The following is a 15952-nucleotide window of genomic DNA, read 5'->3' on the forward strand; positions in this document are numbered from 1 at the left end:
ACTTGCAGATCGCGGCGCCATCTATATCTGGCACTCATGGCACTCATGGCGGCGCTCATGGCGGTTCTGCTGTTGGTATATGCCTATATTAGCACTCTCTGCCCGAGAGTGCCAATCAGCACATTTAATCGTCCTGATAGCCTAAATACTATGGCGATTTAGTAGTTGATAATTTATCTAAAACGCGCCGCCAAGGCGCATGGTGACTGCAGTGTGCACCTGTTTGCTGGCGCCGGAAAGGGCCGCACGCCTCTTGACGAACGGACATAGTCTACGGCCGCAAGCTGAAGCGAACCTTAAGAATACTTGCTAGATATCAAGATAACCACAGCATGTGGTGGATATTAAAAAAGCAAGGAGAAGGTGCGGCGCATGGCGGCGCCAGGGGCGCCGCCATGGAAACGATGGTCAGTTCAGGCGCGCCAGGTGGCGCTGTACGCAGAGGAAGGCGCCGATCAAGCCCAGGCCGGCGCTGACGGCCAGCAAACCGGCCATCGGCAGCGGTGCCAGCGGCACCAGCTGGAATTCGGACGCATACAGGCGTGCAAACTCGGCAATCGCGGTATTGAGTGGCTGCAAGGCCAGCGCCACGGCGCCCAGCGCCAGCGCACCGGCGCACAGGCCCAGCAGGGCGCCCGTGTAATAGAAGGGGCGGTGGATGAAGGTGTCGGTGGCGCCGATCAATTTCGAGATGCTGATTTCATCGCGCTGCTGCATCACTTGCAGGCGGATAGTGTTGAAGACCACGGCGATTACGGCCACGCCCAGGGTCATGGCCAGCAGCAACAGCACCAGGCGCAGCACGCCCAGCAGGGCCGCCAGGCGCTTGACCCAGGCCGAATCGACTTGCGCCGATTCCACGCCTGGCAGGTGGCGCAACTGTTCCGCCACGGCATCGACGTCCTGCGCTTCGCTGGCGCTGCTGAACGCATCGAGCTTCAGCACGTAGCTGTCGGGCAGGGGATTGTCGCCCAGGGTGCTGAGCACGTCGGCCAGGCCGTTCTTGTTTTTCAGGGTGTCGAGCGCCTGTTCGCGCGGGATGAAGACGATCTTCGCGTTTTGCGCGCCCACAATCTTGCGCATGGCGCTGGCCAGGGCCACGGCTTGCTCGCGCGGCGTGTCGATCGTCAGGAAAACGCTGATTTCCGGGTCGACCGACATCTGTTCCGACATGGGGCGCACATTGTCGAGCATGGTCAAGCCGGCGAACGGCAGCGACAGGGCGATGGCGACGACGAGCACGTTCAATAAAAAGCCGCCCGGCGACTTGCGCAAATGAATCAGCGCCGAGCCCAGCGCGAAGCGGTGTTGACGGAACCAGCCTCTCATGCCTGTTCTCCCTGCGCGTCGTCCGGGTCGGGGGATGGCGCAAAATCGGGATCGGGTGGCGCGAAGACGGGCGCCTGCGTGGCCTTGTCGATGGCCACCAGCTGGCCGTTTTTCAAGTGGATCACGCGGGCGGCGGCGTCGAGCATCTGTTCGTCATGGCTGGAAATGAGGCAAGTCACGCCCACCGAATGAAACGCTTTCAGGGCGTCGAGCACCTTGTTGGCGCTGGCGCGGTCCAGGTTGGCCGTTGGTTCGTCGGCCAGGATGATCTGCGGCCGGTTGACGATGGCGCGCGCAATCGACACGCGCTGCTGTTCCCCGCCCGACAGCGACAGGGGACGCGCCATGGCGCGGTCCAGCAGCCCCACCTTGTCGAGGGCGGCGCGCGCGCGCTGTTCGGCGGCCGCCTTGTGAGCGCCGACGACGAGCAGCGGCAGCATGACGTTGGCCAGGATGGAGCGGTCGTTCAATAATTTTTGCTGCTGGAAGATCAGGCCCATGTTACGGCGCAAAAACGGCACGCCGGCCGGCTTGATCTTCGCCATGTCCTGGCCATTGACGATCAGCTTGCCCGAGCTGGGGCGCTCCATGGCGGCGATCATTTTCAGCAGGGTGGACTTGCCGGCGCCGGAGGGGCCGGCCAGAAAGACAAGCTCGCCTTTGGCAATGCTCAGCGAAATGTCGCTGAGCGCCACGGCGTCGGCGGAGTATTGCTTGGAGACGTGCTGAAATTCAATCATGTATAGGCTTATCCGAGCAGCGCTTCGACAAATTCGGCAGCCACGAAAGGCTGCAAGTCTTCAATTTTCTCACCGATGCCGATGAAATACACGGGCACGGGGCGCACGCGGGCAATCGCCGCCAGCACGCCGCCCTTGGCGGTACCGTCCAGCTTGGTGATTACCAGGCCGCTCAACTGCAGGGCATCGTCAAACGCCTTGACTTGCGTGAGGGCATTCTGGCCCGTGTTGCCGTCGATGACGAGCAGGGTTTCATGCGGCGCGCCCTCCATGCCTTTGCCGATTACGCGCTTGATTTTCTTCAATTCTTCCATCAGGTGCAATTGCGTCGGCAAGCGGCCTGCCGTGTCGACCATGACCACGTCGATGCTGCGCGCTTTCGCCGATTGCACCGAGTCATAGGCCACGGCAGCCGGGTCGCCCGATTCCTGCGAGATGACGGTGACGTTGTTGCGTTCGCCCCAGACCATCAGCTGCTCGCGCGCGGCGGCGCGGAAGGTGTCGCCCGCAGCCAGCAGCACCGATTGATTGTTCGACTGCATGTGCTTGGCAAGCTTGCCGATGGTGGTGGTCTTGCCGGCGCCATTCACGCCGGAAATCATCATCACCAGCGGCTTGTGGCGGCCCAGCTCGAAACGCTTTTCCAGTGGCGAGAGCAGGTCGATCAGCAGCACTTTCAGCGCGGCCTTGACGGCGGCGGCGTCGAGCAACTTGTCTTCCTTGACCTTTTTCTTCAATTCCGTGAGCAGGAATTCCGTGGCGTCGATGCCGGCGTCGGACATCAGCAAGGCCGCTTCCAGCTCTTCGTACAGGGCGTCGTCGATCTTCGCGCCGACGAACAGCACGGATAAGGTATTCGAGGTTTTCGACAGGCCAGCCTTGAGGCGCGTCATCCACGATTTTTTCTCGGGTTCGGCGGCCACGATCACAGGCACGAGCTCGGCCGGCGCGCCGCTCAGGGGCGCAGCGGAGGGAGCAACTGCTGGCGGGGCTGGCCGCGTGGCGGCGGGAAGGACGAGGGGCTCGGCTGGCGCAGCCTCGGGAGCAATGGGTTTTTTCTTGAAGAAACTAAACATGGATGTGTGGTGGCGGGTGCTGACCTAAGGCCCGGCGGCGCCGGACACTGTTGTTACGGGCTATTCTACCAGAGCGGGCCCGGCCCTTCATGCTTTACTGTTCGATTGGCAACATTGCGCGGCTATCCACGGAGATCACCGCAGTTGTCCGGCTTTCCAGCCGGTTCAGTGGGTTTGCAGGGCGAGCGCCTGATGGCGGCGGCGCCAGTCGGCGATGCTTTCCTCGACTTGCCGCAAGTCCAGCACCAGCAGGAAGGGCGGCGGGTGCTTGTACAGGACGGGACTGCGTCCGCCAGCCCACAATTCCATGTCTGGCGGCAAGCTCGCGTGCAACTGCTGCAGGCTGTCGCGCGTCTGCCGTTGCTTGCTGGCGCTGGAAAACGACAGCGCCACGATATCGGCCCGCTGCGCGCGGGCGGCAGCGACAATGTCGGTCAGCGGCGTTTCTATTCCCAGCGATATGCAATGGGCGCCGGCCGCCGCGCACAGCGCCTCGGCCATCAGCAGGCCCAGGCCATGGCGCTCCTGCGGCAAGGTACTCAGGACGATGCGCGGCGAGCGCGTGGACGGGCTGCTGGCTTGCGGCAGGGAAAAAATCGCGTGGCGCAGTACCGTCTGCAAGGTTTCGCTATATAGATGCTCTTCGTATACGGCCAGTTCGCCGCATGCCCACGCTTCGCCGACCATGCTGGTGAGGGGAGCGATGACGTCGATGGTGAAGGCTTTCAGACCCAGCACGGCCAGCGCGTGGCGCAGGGCGTCGCCCAGTTCCGCTATCTGCTGGCCGCGGCACAGGGCCAGGTAATGCGCCAGTTGCGGTTGTGGCAAGGGTTGCGCTGCGCTGCCGGCGCTGGCCAACTGCTGTAGCTGCGCGGTGCTGTGCTGCATGATTTTTCCCGGACGAAATCCGAGGTCCAGCAGGTGCTTGACCATGCGCAATTTTTGTACTTGCTCGGCCGGGTAGCTGCGCTCGCCAAAGGCGTCGCGCTGTGGCTGGGGAAAGGCGTAGCGGCGTTCCCACACACGCAGCGTTTCCTTGGCCAGACCGGTGTCGCGCTCGACATCGCTGATGCTGAAGGTGGGCGGGGGTTGCAGCGGTTGCAGGTCGATATCCATACAGGGGGCTTGCTCGCATGCAAAAAGAACGTGAGATGCATTTTACGCCTTCCGCCGCCCCGGACCAAATAGCTGAATCCGATAGAAAATTGCCTGCGTATAAGTTTCTGAGCGGTTCGCTCGCTCATTGACATAGATCAATATTTACTTGATTATTGGTTTTGTCCTGGACAAACTTGATATGGATACTGTTATGAAGATCGCCGTCGTCGGAGCGGGAATTGCCGGTTTGTCGTGTGCCTATCGCCTGGCGCAGGCGGGTCAGGACGTCACCTTGTATGAGGCGGGCGATTATTTTGGCGGCCACAGCCATACGGTGGATGTCACGCTCGATGGTGTCACGCATGGCGTCGACACGGGTTTTCTCGTGTTCAACCACGCCACCTACCCGAACCTGGTGCAATTGTTTGACGAACTCGGCGTCGAGGCGGCCGACAGCGACATGTCGTTTTCCGTGAAAATGCCCTTGGGCACCACGCCCGATGCCCGCGTGCTGGAATGGGCGGGTGCCAATTTCGATACCGTGTTTACCCAGCGCAGCAATCTGCTGCGCCCCGCCTTCTTGCGTATGCTGCGCGATATCCTGCGCTTCAACCGCCAGGCCAGCGCCCTGGCTGCGGCCAGCGTACCGGCGCCGGCCATGTCGCTGGGCGAGTTTCTCGACCTGCATGCTTACGGCGACGAATTCCGCCACTGGTATCTGCTGCCGATGGCCGCCTGCATCTGGTCGTGCCCGGCGCGCCAGATGCTGGCCTTTCCCTTGGCTACTTTCATCCGTTTTTGCCACAATCATGGCTTGCTGCAAGTCAGTGACCGGCCACAATGGCGCACGGTACGGGGCGGTTCGCGCATGTATGTGGAAAAACTGCTGGCGGGCATTGCGCAGCAGCGCCTGGCGTGCCCCGTGCTGGCCGTGCGCCGCCAGCCGCACGGCGGCGCGCGCATGGTCGAGCTGCATACAGCCGCCGGCGTCGAGCATGTCGACCACGTCGTGCTGGCTTGCCACAGCGACCAGTCGCTGGCTCTGCTGGCGGACATCCGCGACGACGAGCGCAAGGTGCTCGAAGCCGTGCGCTACCAGCCGAACCGGGCTGTGCTGCATACGGATGCGTCTTGCCTGCCGCAGCGCCGCAAGGCTTGGTCGGCATGGAATTACCAGGGCCGGCCGGCGCAAGGGGATGGCGAGGCGCCGCAAGTGTGCGTGCATTATTTGCTAAACCAGTTGCAGCCGCTGCCGTTCAGCACGCCCGTCATCGTCTCGCTCAATCCGCTCGACGAGCCAGATCCGGCCAAGGTGATCGACGCGTTTTCGTATGCCCACCCTGTGTTCGATGGTGCGGCCATTGCTGCCCAGGCGCGCCTGGCCGGCTTCCAAGGCACGCAGAACACGTGGTTTGCGGGTGCCTGGACGGGCTATGGTTTTCATGAAGACGGCTTGAAGTCGGGCCTGGCCGTGGCAGACGCGTTGAACGGCATGGCGTCGGCGGAGCTCGGTCATGCCGCGTGATCCCTCGCCGCTCGTGCCGCCGCAGCCCCAGCTGTGCCTGGGACGGGTGCGCCATGCGCGGCTGCGTCCGCGCGCGCATGCTTTCAGTTACGGCATGTTTTATCTGCGCCTGCCCTTGCGCAGTCTGGGCGTGCAGGATTTTCCCGCCCGTTTGATTTCGCGCAACGGTGCCAACGTGCTGGCCTTCCGCGACAGCGACCATGGCGATGGCACGACACCGCTGCTGGAGTGGATCGATGGCCTGCTGCGCCAGCAAGGCGTGCTGGACGCGGGTGGCGAAATCTGGCTGCAAACCATGCCGCGCATGTTTGGCTATGTCTTTAACCCCATCAGTTTCTGGTTTTGCCACCGCCCGGATGGCGTGCTGCGCGCCGTGCTGTGCGATGTACGCAATACCTTTGGCGAGCGTCATCTGTACTTGCTCGAGCAGGGCGGCGCCATCGCGTATGGCAGTGAGTTGCGTGCCGACAAAATTTTCCATGTATCGCCGTTTTGCAAGGTGGAAGGAAATTATCGTTTCCGTTTCCTGCGCAAGCCCGAGCAGGGCGGCGAGCGCCACCTGGCCCGGGTCGATTACGACGACCTCGACGGTCCGCTGCTGCAAACGAGCTTGTCCGGCACGGCGCAGCCGCTGCGCGATGGCGTCATCGCCTGGGCCTTGCTGCGCTACCCCCTGATGACGTTTGGCGTGATGGCGCGCATCCATTGGCAAGCCTTGCGCCTGTGGCTGCGCCGCGTGCCGTTTTTCAGCAAACCCCTACCCCCACAAGAAAAGGTGTCCCGATGAGCTCTGACTCCCTGCCGACCGCCATGCATGCGCGCAGCAGCCCCACTCCCTTGCCTGGGCATGACCATCTGGATATGCCTGCCACCGGACGCATGATTGTGCGCTTGCTGGAAAAATTGCAACACGGCGCCCTGCGCTTGCGCACGCCTGACGGCAGCATCTTGCTGTTCGGCGACGGCAGCCACCCCGTCACCCTGGACTTGCACAACTGGCGCCTGTGCTCGGCCGTCCTGCGTTCGGGCGACATCGGTTTTGCCGAAACGTTTATCGCGGGCGACTGGCGCACCGACAATTTGCCGGGCTTGATCGAGTTGATGATACGCAACCGCGCGCAGATTGAGTCCTTGATCTACGGTAACTGGTGGGGCAATCTGGTCTACAAGGTCAGGCATTTGCTCAACCGCAATTCGCGCGCCGGCAGCAAGAAAAATATCCACGCCCATTACGACATCGGCAACGCCTTTTATCAGCTGTGGCTGGATCCGTCGATGACGTATTCGAGTGCGTTGTTTAGCGAAGGCACCAGCCTGGAGCAGGCGCAGGGCGCGAAATACGCGCGCATTGCCGACCAGTTGCAACTGCAGCCGCAGCTGGGCCAGCGCGTGCTGGAAATCGGCTGCGGCTGGGGCGGCTTTGCGGAAACGGCGGCGCGTGACTACGGCGCCCACGTGACGGGTTTGACCTTATCCACCGAGCAACTCGCCTATGCGCGCCAGCGCCTGCAGGACGCGGGGCTGGCGCAACAGGCCGATTTGCAACTGTGCGACTACCGCGACAGCCATGGCCAGTACGACGCCATCGCTTCGATCGAGATGTTCGAAGCCGTGGGGCAAAGCTACTGGCCCGGCTATTTCGCCTGCGTGGCGCGCAACCTGAAACGGGGCGGGCGCGCCTGCATCCAGACCATCGTCATCGCCGACGCTTTGTTCGAGCGCTACAGCAAGAGCACGGACTTCATCCAGCAATACATTTTCCCGGGCGGCATGCTGCCATCGCCAGCCGAGTTTCGCCGCGCCGCGGAGGCGCACGGCTTGCGCGTGGAAGACGCCTTCAGCTTTGGCCTCGACTATGCGGAAACCCTGCGTCTGTGGCGCGCCAGCTTTCTGGCCCAGCGCGCGGCGCTGGAAAAACAGGGTTTCGACGGCCGTTTCCTGCTGACCTGGGAGTTTTACCTGGCGTATTGCGAGGCGGCCTTCCAGGCGCACAACACGGATGTGATGCAATTTACCCTCGTCAAGGACTGACCATGCGCCGCTTGCTTGCCACTGTTGTGCTGTCGTTGAGCATGTCCGGTGCTGTGGCCGCGCCGCCTGCCTTTATCGCCGCCGACGTGCCCGAAGCGCGGCTGGCGGGGGAAGGCGAATATACCTGGTTCGGCATGCGTATTTATCGCGCGCAACTTTGGGTGGGCGCGCAGGGTTACCAGGGCGCGGCGTCGGCAACGGCGCCTTTTGTGCTGGAATTGCGCTACGCGCGTGCGCTCGATGGCAAGAAGATCGCCGAAGCCAGTTACGAACAGATGCAGAAGGTAGGTGCGGGCACCGAGGCGCAGCGCCTGGCGTGGTTGACCACCATGCAGCGCATCTTTCCCGACGTCAAGGAAGACCAGCGCATCGCGGGCGCCTACCGGGCCGGCATCGCGCCCGGCGTGCGTTTTTATCTCGATGGCAAGGTGCTGGCTGACGTGAGCGATGGCGACTTTGCGCGCGCCTTCTTCGCCATCTGGCTGTCGCCCGATTCGACGGCGCCGAAGCTACGCGGCGCGCTGTTGCAGCATGCGGCGCCGCTGCCATGAATGCCGGGGCCAGCACTTTGACCTTGCCGGCCTTGTTCTACTATGGCCTGTTCGGCTTGCCGCTGGCCATGCTGGCGCTGCCCATCTATATATATGTGGCGCCGTTTTATGCGCAGCGCAGCAGCCTTGATCTGGCGCAGATCGGCGCCGTGCTGCTGGCGGCCCGCATTGTCGCCGCCTTCATCGACCCGGCCCTGGGGGCCTGGATGGCGCGCGGCGGGCGCAGCTATGCCGTGTATGTCGGCGCTGCGCTACCGTTGTTGCTGCTGGGCTTTGGCGCCCTGTTCCATCCGCCATCCCTGTCGCATGGGGCGGCCCTGGCCTGGTTCCTGGCTGCCTTGCTGCTCGTCTACACGGCCTATGGCCTGGCCGGCATCGCGCACCAGAGCTGGGGCGCGGCGCTGAGCCAGGCGCCCACGCAGCGGGCGCGGGTAGCGGCCGTGCGCGAAGGCTGCGGCTTGGTCGGCGTGATCCTGGCGGCGGCGCTGACTTCCGTGCTCGGCTATGACGGCTTGTCGCTGGCCTTTGCCGTCTGCCTGCTGGCGGCGGGCGCGCTGCTGCTGGCGCGCGCACCGCGCCCTGCCTTGCGCAGTGCCGGGGACGTGGTCGCCGGCAGTGGCTGGAAAGTCCCTTTGCGCCAGCGCGCGTTCCGCTGGCTGTTCGCCGTCTTGCTCGTCAATGGCGTGGCCGCCGCTATCCCCGCCACTCTGTTCCTGTTCTTTGCCGGCGATTATCTGCGCCTGGGGCACTACGCCGGCCCGTTCCTGATTGTGTATTTTTGCGCGGCAGCCGCTTCGATGCCCCTGTGGGTGGCCCTGGCGCGCCGCTTTGGTGAAGCGCGTGCCTGGGGCGGCGCCATGCTGCTGGCCGCTTGCGTATTTGTCTGGGCGTATGGCCTCGACGCAGGCGCCGCCTGGGGCTTTGCCAGCATTTGCCTGCTGTCGGGCCTGGCACTGGGCGCCGACCTGGCCTTGCCGCCGGCCCTGCTGGCAGGGCTGATCGGCGCGGCCGGCCATGCGGGCCGGCACGAAGCGGCGTATTTCGGCTGGTGGAACTGGGGCGTGCAAATGAGCCTGGCGCTGGCGGCCGGCATTGCCTTGCCCCTGCTGGCCTGGCTTGGCTATGTGCCGGGCAGCGGCAAAGGCTTGCCGGCCCTGTCGGCGGCCTACGCCTTGCTGCCCTGCGCCCTGAAGCTGCTGGCGGCGCTGTTGCTGTGGCGCGCGCCTTTACAACATATATATAGTGAACCCAGGGAGAACCGACTATGCACCTCATGAGATCCTGCCAGCGTGGCATGATGGCGGCGGCCTTGCTGCTGGCGCTGGCCGCCTGCTCCACGCCGCCCACGCCGGCCACTTACGCGCAGGAATTGCCCGTGCTGGACCTGCAACAGTATTTCAATGGCACGCTCGATGCGTACGGCATTTTCCAGGACCGCTCGGGCAAGGTGGTCAAGCGCTTCACGGTGGTGATGCGGGCCAGTTGGGTGGGCGAGACGGGTACCCTGGACGAGGATTTCACGTACGCCGATGGCAGCCGGCAAAGGCGCGTATGGACCCTGCGCAAGACGGCGCCTGGGCGCTTCATCGGCACGGCGCCCGACGTAGTCGGCGAGGCCATCGGCGAAGTGGCCGGCAATGCGCTGCGCTGGCAGTACGTGCTGGCGCTGCCCGTCGATGGCACGGTCTACCACGTCGACTTCGAGGACTGGATGTTCCTGATGGATGACAAGGTCATGCTCAACCGCGCCGCCATGAGCAAATTTGGCTTCAACCTGGGCGCCGTCACTTTATCGTTCAGTAAGCGTCCACAGGCGGCCCCATGAATCGCAAGATCACCAACTGGGCTGGCAAGCGCGTGTGGATCATCGGCGCCTCCAGCGGCATCGGCGCCGCGTGCTCCAGCTTGCTGCTGGAGCAGGGCGCGTGCGTGGCCTTGTCGGCCCGTCATCGCGCCAGCCTGGAACTGCTGTGCGAGGGGCAGCCGCTGGCGCAGGCATTGCCGCTCGATATCACCCAGCCCGCGCAGTTGCGTTCCGTCTGCGCGGACTTGCAGCAGCAGTGGCCGCAGATCGACCTGATACTGGTAGTCGCTGGCGGCTATCAGGCCATGCGCGCCGATAGTTTTGACCTGAAAGCGGCGCAGGGCTTGCTGGCCCTGAATGTGGGCGGCGTGTTCAATTGCCTGGAGCAGGCATTGCCGTGGCTGTTGCGCCAAGGCAGCGGCGGCATCGGCATCGTCGCCTCGGTAGCCGGCTATGGCGGCTTGCCGAAGGCGCTCGCGTATGGCGCCAGCAAGGCCGCGCTGATCAACCTGACAGAGTCGCTGTACCTGGATTTGCATGGGCGCGGGATTGATGTGTATCAAATCAATCCCGGTTTTGTTGCCACGCCCCTGACGGCGGACAATGATTTCAAGATGCCGGCCCTGATGACGGCGCATGACGCGGCCGTCGCCATGCTCGATGGCATCGAGCGGGGCCACTTTCACATCCACTTTCCCAAACGCTTCACGAATACCCTGCGCCTGGCGCGGCTGTTGCCGTACCGGGCCTATTTTTGGTTGATCCGCAAGGTGACTGGCCTATGAACGCAAGCATGCAGAATGCGGCGCAGACGGAAGGCGCGCTGGCGCGCCTGGTGGCATTTTACGAGCACTTGAGCATAGAAAGCCTGGCCCAGCTGGGCGCCGTGTACGCGCCGGACGCGCATTTCAAGGACCCGTTCAACGAGGTGGTGGGGCATGCCGCCATCCTGGCCATCTTCGAGCACATGTTCATGCAAGTCGATGCGCCGAGGTTTGTCGTGCTGGAAAGCCTGGGGCAGGGGACGCAAGCCTTTCTGACGTGGGAGTTCCGTTTCCGCATGAAACGCCTGGTATCTGGCGAACAATGTATTCGCGGTGCCACACATGTGCGCTTCGATATGCAGGGGCGGGTGGTCTTGCACCGCGATTATTGGGATGCCGCCGAAGAATTGTATGAAAAACTGCCGCTGCTGGGCGGTTTCATGCGCATGCTCCGGCGCGCAAGCCAGCGCTAAGCTTGTTTCTTGATGCTTTCAAGCAAAAAATGCGAAAAAGAAAAAGTTAATTGTGTGGAATTGGGGCGGCGAAAACTTGATTTTGGTCAATATGTCGTTTTTTTGACACAAATATGTCAAAATATTGAGAAGGCAACATTGTAAGAAATTGTTTCAATTGATGCGCAATTTGCAAGCAAGAGTCGTCCTCATCCGTTGCTGTCGGGTAGCGGGCGCATGCATGGCAAAACATGGAAAACATTTCTATGTGAGCAATTTAAGTTACCCGAAAGTCAGTAAATTTATTGTCACTCTGGCTATTTTTTGGATGCGCATACCGACGTACAAATTTGTGCCTACGCCCCTGAATAATGCGGCAACGCACCAAAACAGGGCGCATTATTTCGCGTTTTTGGGCATCCGGCGGCAAACATTGGCGATGCCGTGTATGCTTCATCCCGTTTATCCATTATCACCTGACAAATTGTGCGCTTTGTCGTGTAAGTCTTGAAGGGCAAATGATGGGTAAAGCATGTTGACGTTTTAATCACTCGCCTGATACTGTTGCACTTATACAACGGGTGCCAGCAAGCCATGCGCTATGATGGAATGGTCAATCAGGCCAATGCATTGGTTGGCAAGGGGCACTGGCTCTGTCGCGTAGTACGGTTGGCGATGGTCGGAATGCCTGTAAAAGCACCCGGCCTGGTACCGGAAGTAACATGTTGGAACTTGATGGAATGTGAAACGGTCGTTATAGTGCCGCTTCCGGTGCCGTTTGAGCACCGAACCGGCGCACGAATGACGGTCGTTATGCAGCCTTCAAGCTTATCGGTGCAATAGCGTGCCGATACCGATATGAATGTTCCCCTGACCGGAACAGCAATGTGGCAGGTGGAGACCTTGCCCTCACTCATAAAAAGCGCTCTGCTAGAGCGCAGCTCGAGATGCATAGGCTGTATTACTTTTTGCTTCAAAAATTAAAGGAAATCGCAATGAAAAAAACTCTGATCACCCTGGCAGTCCTGGCAGCAGCCACTGGCGTAGCCCAAGCTCAATCGAGCGTTGTTATCTACGGTACCGTTGACGCTGGTTTTGTCAGCGAGCGCGGCGGCGCAGCCGGCACCACCAACAAAGTAGACAGCGGCGTTGCTTCGGCTTCCCGTCTGGGCTTCAAAGGCACCGAAGATCTGGGCAGCGGCCTGTCGGCACTGTTCGTTCTGGAAGCTGGTTTCGGCGTTGACACCGGCGCGCAAGGTAAAAACGAATCTCTGTTCGGCCGTCAATCGTACGTTGGTCTGAGCAGCAAAACGACCGGTACCCTGACCCTGGGTCGTCAATACACGCCTTGGTACAACACCCTGTCGAAAGTTGCTGATCCATTCGCAGTGGGCTACGCTGGTTCCGCCAAAAACTTGTTCCCAGCGAACACCCGCACCAGCAACACCGTGCTGTACACCTCGCCAAACTTCAACGGCTTTGACGCTGATGTTGCTTACACCTTCGGCGAACAAGCTGATTCGAACAAATACGGCCGTCAAATTGGCGCGTCGGCTGGCTACTCGAACGGTCCTCTGAACGCACGTCTGGCTTACAACACCACCAGCAACGAATCCGCTACCAGCAACAAAGGTAGCGCACGTAACTGGTTGGCTGCAGCTAACTACGATTTCGCAGTTGCCAAAGCTTTCCTGGCATACGGCGTCAACAAAGGCGACAACAGCGCAACCTACAACTCGGGTCTGAACAACAACAACGCAGTTGTTGCTGGTCAAGCTTTCGGCGCCACCGGCAGCCTGAACGCCTACGGCTACCGCGCTGCTGCTCCTAGCACCGACAGCGCTAACCTGCTGGTCGGCGCGACCGTACCAGTTGGCCCAGCTGGCACCGTGATGGCTTCGTACATCAAGACCAACGACAAAGGCGTCGCTAACGCTGATGCTGATCAATGGGCACTGGGTTACTCCTACGCTCTGTCGAAGCGCACCAGCACTTACGCTTCGTACGCTAAGATCAAGAACAAAAACGGCGCAGCTTACACCGTTGGTAACAACAGCAACATCGGTTCGGGCGACAAAGCCTTCAACGTTGGTGTTCGTCACTCGTTCTAATAGTCGCGCAAGCGAAGCTTAGTATCGCTGCCAGCATCCCTTCGGGGATGCTGCAAGCAAAGAAACGCGCTGTCTGGCTTCGGCCTGGCGGCGCGTTTTTGCATGGGCGGTGCCAGTTATAATGGCGCCGTTACTCAAGTAAAGGAATGCCATGTATTCATACCCATTGCCGCGCCTGCCCGCTATGCTGGCCGCGCTGCTGCTCGCTGGCGCCACGAGTGCTGCCTTCGCCGCGGTCAAGGGCAAGAAGTCGGCCGGACTGGAGCGCTACGGCGTGGCCGTCTATTCGGATCTGTGCTTGCAAAAGGATAGCGGCGAAATCGGTGGCCAGCGCGTGACCCTGCACCGCTTTGCCGAGGCCGATTCCGTCATCTACGAATTCACGGCTGGCGCCCTGAGCTGGCCCATCGTCGCCAACGACGTCAACCTGGACGTCGCCACGGGTGCCTTCGACTTCACCATCGCCGGCGCCGACAGCGAAGAACGCACCATCGTCGGCAAGTTTTCCAAAGATGGGCAGACCCTGACGCTGGAAGGCGATTACTGCGGCGGCAACGTGCGCATGCCCATGAAACTGAGTCGCGTGCGCGATTTCGGCCGTCCCTTGAAAAATTGCACGCCCTGCCCACCGATGCCGGAGGCGCCCGCCGAGGCAGTGCCTGCCGAGGAAAGCGCACTAGCGCCCGCCGCCTGAGCGATTCCCGCTGTCAAAAAGAAAAAGGCCCAGTATCGACCGGGCTTTTGTTATTTCTCGCCTTGCAAGGGGCTTATTTGGCCGCCTGCGCCTTTTCCGCCGTGGCGCGGATGGTGGCCAGGGTGGCGTTCGGCGTGATCAGGTTGCCGTCGTAGCGCAGCTCGATCAGGGCCGGCAAGTTGTGCGCCTTGGCGTGCGCCAAGGCCCGCTGCAGGGCTGGGGCGAATTCTTCCGTCGTATTCACCACTTCGCCATGCGCGCCATACGCTTGCGCCAGTGCCGCAAAATCCGGGTTATGCAGGGTCGTGCCCGAGACGCGGCCCGGGTAATCGCGTTCCTGGTGCATGCGGATGGTGCCAAACATCTGGTTATTGAAGACGATGATGACCACGCCGGCCTGGTATTGCACGGCCGTGGCCAGTTCCTGGCCATTCATCATGTATTCGCCATCGCCGGCAAAGGTGATCACGGTGCGCTCCGGATGCACGATCTTCGCCGCCACGCCGGCCGGCACGCCATAGCCCATGGCGCCATTCGTTGGCGCCAGCTGCGTGCGCATGCCGCCGTAGCGGTAGAAGCGGTGCGCCCACGAAGCGTAATTGCCGGCGCCGTTCGTCAGGATGGTGTCGGGTGGCACCTGCGCCATGATCTCCTGTGTCACTTGCCACAGATCCAGCGGTGCCTGGCCATCCTGGAAGATGGGCGGGCGCTGCTGGTAGGCGGCCAGCTCGGCCTTGGCTTCGCCCGGCGTATGCTGCCACGCGGACGCATCCACAGGCGCCATGGCGGCCAGCATGGCGCAGACTTGCGGCATGCCGCTGTTGATCATCAGCTCGGCCTGGTAAACGCTGCCCAGTTCCTCGGCATCGGTATGGATGTGCACCAGGCGCTGGCGCGGCACGGGTGAGTCGAACAGGGTGTAGCCGCCCGTCGTCATTTCGCCCAGGCGCGGGCCGATGGCGATGACCAGATCGGCATTTTTCACGCGCGCGGCCAGTGTTGGGTTGATGCCGATGCCGACGTCGCCGATGTAGTTCGGGTGGGCATTGTCGAGCAAGTCCTGGAAGCGGAAGGCGCAGGCGACGGGCAAGTGGTTGTTTTCCGCGAACTGTTGCAGGTCGGCGCACGCTTGCGGCGTCCAAGTGGTGCCGCCCAGCAACACCAGCGGCTGTTTCGCGCTAACCAGCATGCTGCGCAGTTGCTGCAGTTGGGCGTCGGATGGCGCCGCCTGCACGGGCTGGTAAGCGCGTGTGTCGGCGACAGTCGCCATGGAAATGAGCATGTCTTCCGGCAGGGCCAGCACGACGGGGCCGGGGCGCCCGCTGGTGGCTACCTGGAAGGCGCGCGCCAGATATTCGGGGATGCGCTCGGCGCGGTCGATCTGCGCCACCCATTTGGCCATCTGGCCGTACATGCGGCGGTAGTCGATTTCCTGGAACGCTTCGCGGTCGACGAAATCATTGCCCACCTGGCCGATGAACAGGATCATCGGAGTGGAATCCTGGTAAGCCGTGTGCACGCCGATCGAGGCATTGGTGGCACCCGGTCCGCGCGTGACGAAGCAGATGCCCGGCTTGCCCGTCAGCTTGCCGTAGGCTTCGGCCATGAAGGCGGCGCCGCCTTCCTGGCGGTTGATGATGAAGCGGATGCCCGAATCGTGCAGGGCGTCGAGCACGTCGAGGTAGCTTTCGCCAGGCACGCCAAAAGCGGTGTCGACACCGTGGATCTGCAGGGCATCGACCAGGATCTGGCCGCCGGTACGGGATTGTTGCGTCAT

The 15952-nt window shown here is 62.0% G+C and carries 15 protein-coding genes; 10 read left to right on the plus strand and 5 right to left on the minus strand.

Annotated features, from left to right (window positions below; genetic code table 11):
• Positions 1–408 precede the first annotated feature (408 nt).
• The 4 genes from ftsX to ACP7DE_RS24385 all read right to left on the minus strand — a co-directional run bounded on the left by ftsX (position 409) and on the right by ACP7DE_RS24385 (position 4261).
• Entirely contained in the window at positions 409–1329 is a 921-nt protein-coding gene (ftsX, locus tag ACP7DE_RS24370) for a permease-like cell division protein FtsX (RefSeq protein ID WP_426074515.1), read from the minus strand.
• The gene (locus ACP7DE_RS24375; RefSeq protein ID WP_426074516.1) at positions 1326–2069 is read right to left on the minus strand and encodes a cell division ATP-binding protein FtsE; all 744 of its coding nucleotides are present in this window, start codon (positions 2067–2069) and stop codon (positions 1326–1328) included. The genes ftsX and ACP7DE_RS24375 overlap by 4 nt, the downstream gene beginning before the upstream one ends.
• A gap of 8 nt (positions 2070–2077) precedes the next feature.
• On the minus strand, positions 2078–3145 hold the full coding sequence (ftsY, locus tag ACP7DE_RS24380; RefSeq protein ID WP_426074517.1) for a signal recognition particle-docking protein FtsY: 1068 nt from the start codon (positions 3143–3145) through the stop codon (positions 2078–2080).
• A 165-nt stretch (positions 3146–3310) separates the two neighbouring features.
• The gene (locus ACP7DE_RS24385) at positions 3311–4261 is read right to left on the minus strand and encodes a MerR family transcriptional regulator (RefSeq protein ID WP_426074518.1); all 951 of its coding nucleotides are present in this window, start codon (positions 4259–4261) and stop codon (positions 3311–3313) included.
• A gap of 193 nt (positions 4262–4454) precedes the next feature.
• Between ACP7DE_RS24385 and ACP7DE_RS24390 the strand changes: the two genes are divergently transcribed.
• The 10 genes from ACP7DE_RS24390 to ACP7DE_RS24435 all read left to right on the plus strand — a co-directional run bounded on the left by ACP7DE_RS24390 (position 4455) and on the right by ACP7DE_RS24435 (position 14175).
• Positions 4455–5768, plus strand: a complete 1314-nt coding sequence (locus ACP7DE_RS24390) for an NAD(P)/FAD-dependent oxidoreductase (RefSeq protein WP_426074582.1) — start codon at positions 4455–4457, stop codon at positions 5766–5768.
• The gene (locus tag ACP7DE_RS24395) at positions 5758–6555 is read left to right on the plus strand and encodes a DUF1365 domain-containing protein (protein ID WP_426074519.1); all 798 of its coding nucleotides are present in this window, start codon (positions 5758–5760) and stop codon (positions 6553–6555) included. The genes ACP7DE_RS24390 and ACP7DE_RS24395 overlap by 11 nt, the downstream gene beginning before the upstream one ends.
• Positions 6552–7799, plus strand: coding sequence for a class I SAM-dependent methyltransferase (locus tag ACP7DE_RS24400; RefSeq protein ID WP_426074520.1), 1248 nt, complete (start codon positions 6552–6554; stop codon positions 7797–7799). The genes ACP7DE_RS24395 and ACP7DE_RS24400 overlap by 4 nt, the downstream gene beginning before the upstream one ends.
• A 2-nt stretch (positions 7800–7801) precedes the next feature.
• Positions 7802–8350: a chalcone isomerase family protein gene (locus ACP7DE_RS24405; RefSeq protein WP_426074521.1), complete on the plus strand. Its 549-nt coding sequence runs from the start codon at positions 7802–7804 to the stop codon at positions 8348–8350.
• Positions 8347–9627: an MFS transporter gene (locus tag ACP7DE_RS24410; protein WP_426074522.1), complete on the plus strand. Its 1281-nt coding sequence runs from the start codon at positions 8347–8349 to the stop codon at positions 9625–9627. The genes ACP7DE_RS24405 and ACP7DE_RS24410 overlap by 4 nt, the downstream gene beginning before the upstream one ends.
• Positions 9615–10175, plus strand: a complete 561-nt coding sequence (locus ACP7DE_RS24415) for a DUF3833 domain-containing protein (protein ID WP_426074523.1) — start codon at positions 9615–9617, stop codon at positions 10173–10175. The genes ACP7DE_RS24410 and ACP7DE_RS24415 overlap by 13 nt, the downstream gene beginning before the upstream one ends.
• Positions 10172–10939 carry an SDR family NAD(P)-dependent oxidoreductase gene (locus ACP7DE_RS24420; protein ID WP_426074524.1) on the plus strand — a complete coding sequence of 256 codons (768 nt, stop codon included), beginning with the start codon at positions 10172–10174 and terminating at the stop codon, positions 10937–10939. The genes ACP7DE_RS24415 and ACP7DE_RS24420 overlap by 4 nt, the downstream gene beginning before the upstream one ends.
• Complete coding sequence (locus ACP7DE_RS24425; protein ID WP_426074525.1) at positions 10936–11391, plus strand: nuclear transport factor 2 family protein; 456 nt, start codon at positions 10936–10938, stop codon at positions 11389–11391. The genes ACP7DE_RS24420 and ACP7DE_RS24425 overlap by 4 nt, the downstream gene beginning before the upstream one ends.
• 974 nt (positions 11392–12365) lie before the next feature.
• On the plus strand, positions 12366–13481 hold the full coding sequence (locus ACP7DE_RS24430) for a porin (RefSeq protein ID WP_426074527.1): 1116 nt from the start codon (positions 12366–12368) through the stop codon (positions 13479–13481).
• 151 nt (positions 13482–13632) lie between these two features.
• On the plus strand, positions 13633–14175 hold the full coding sequence (locus ACP7DE_RS24435; RefSeq protein WP_426074528.1) for a hypothetical protein: 543 nt from the start codon (positions 13633–13635) through the stop codon (positions 14173–14175).
• A 73-nt stretch (positions 14176–14248) separates the two neighbouring features.
• Here the strand turns inward: ACP7DE_RS24435 and ACP7DE_RS24440 are convergent, their stop codons facing one another.
• Positions 14249–15952 carry a thiamine pyrophosphate-binding protein gene (locus ACP7DE_RS24440; RefSeq protein ID WP_426074529.1) on the minus strand — a complete coding sequence of 568 codons (1704 nt, stop codon included), beginning with the start codon at positions 15950–15952 and terminating at the stop codon, positions 14249–14251.

Source organism: Janthinobacterium sp. DSP2-3-3 (assembly GCF_049897325.1).
Lineage (GTDB): Bacteria > Pseudomonadota > Gammaproteobacteria > Burkholderiales > Burkholderiaceae_D > Janthinobacterium.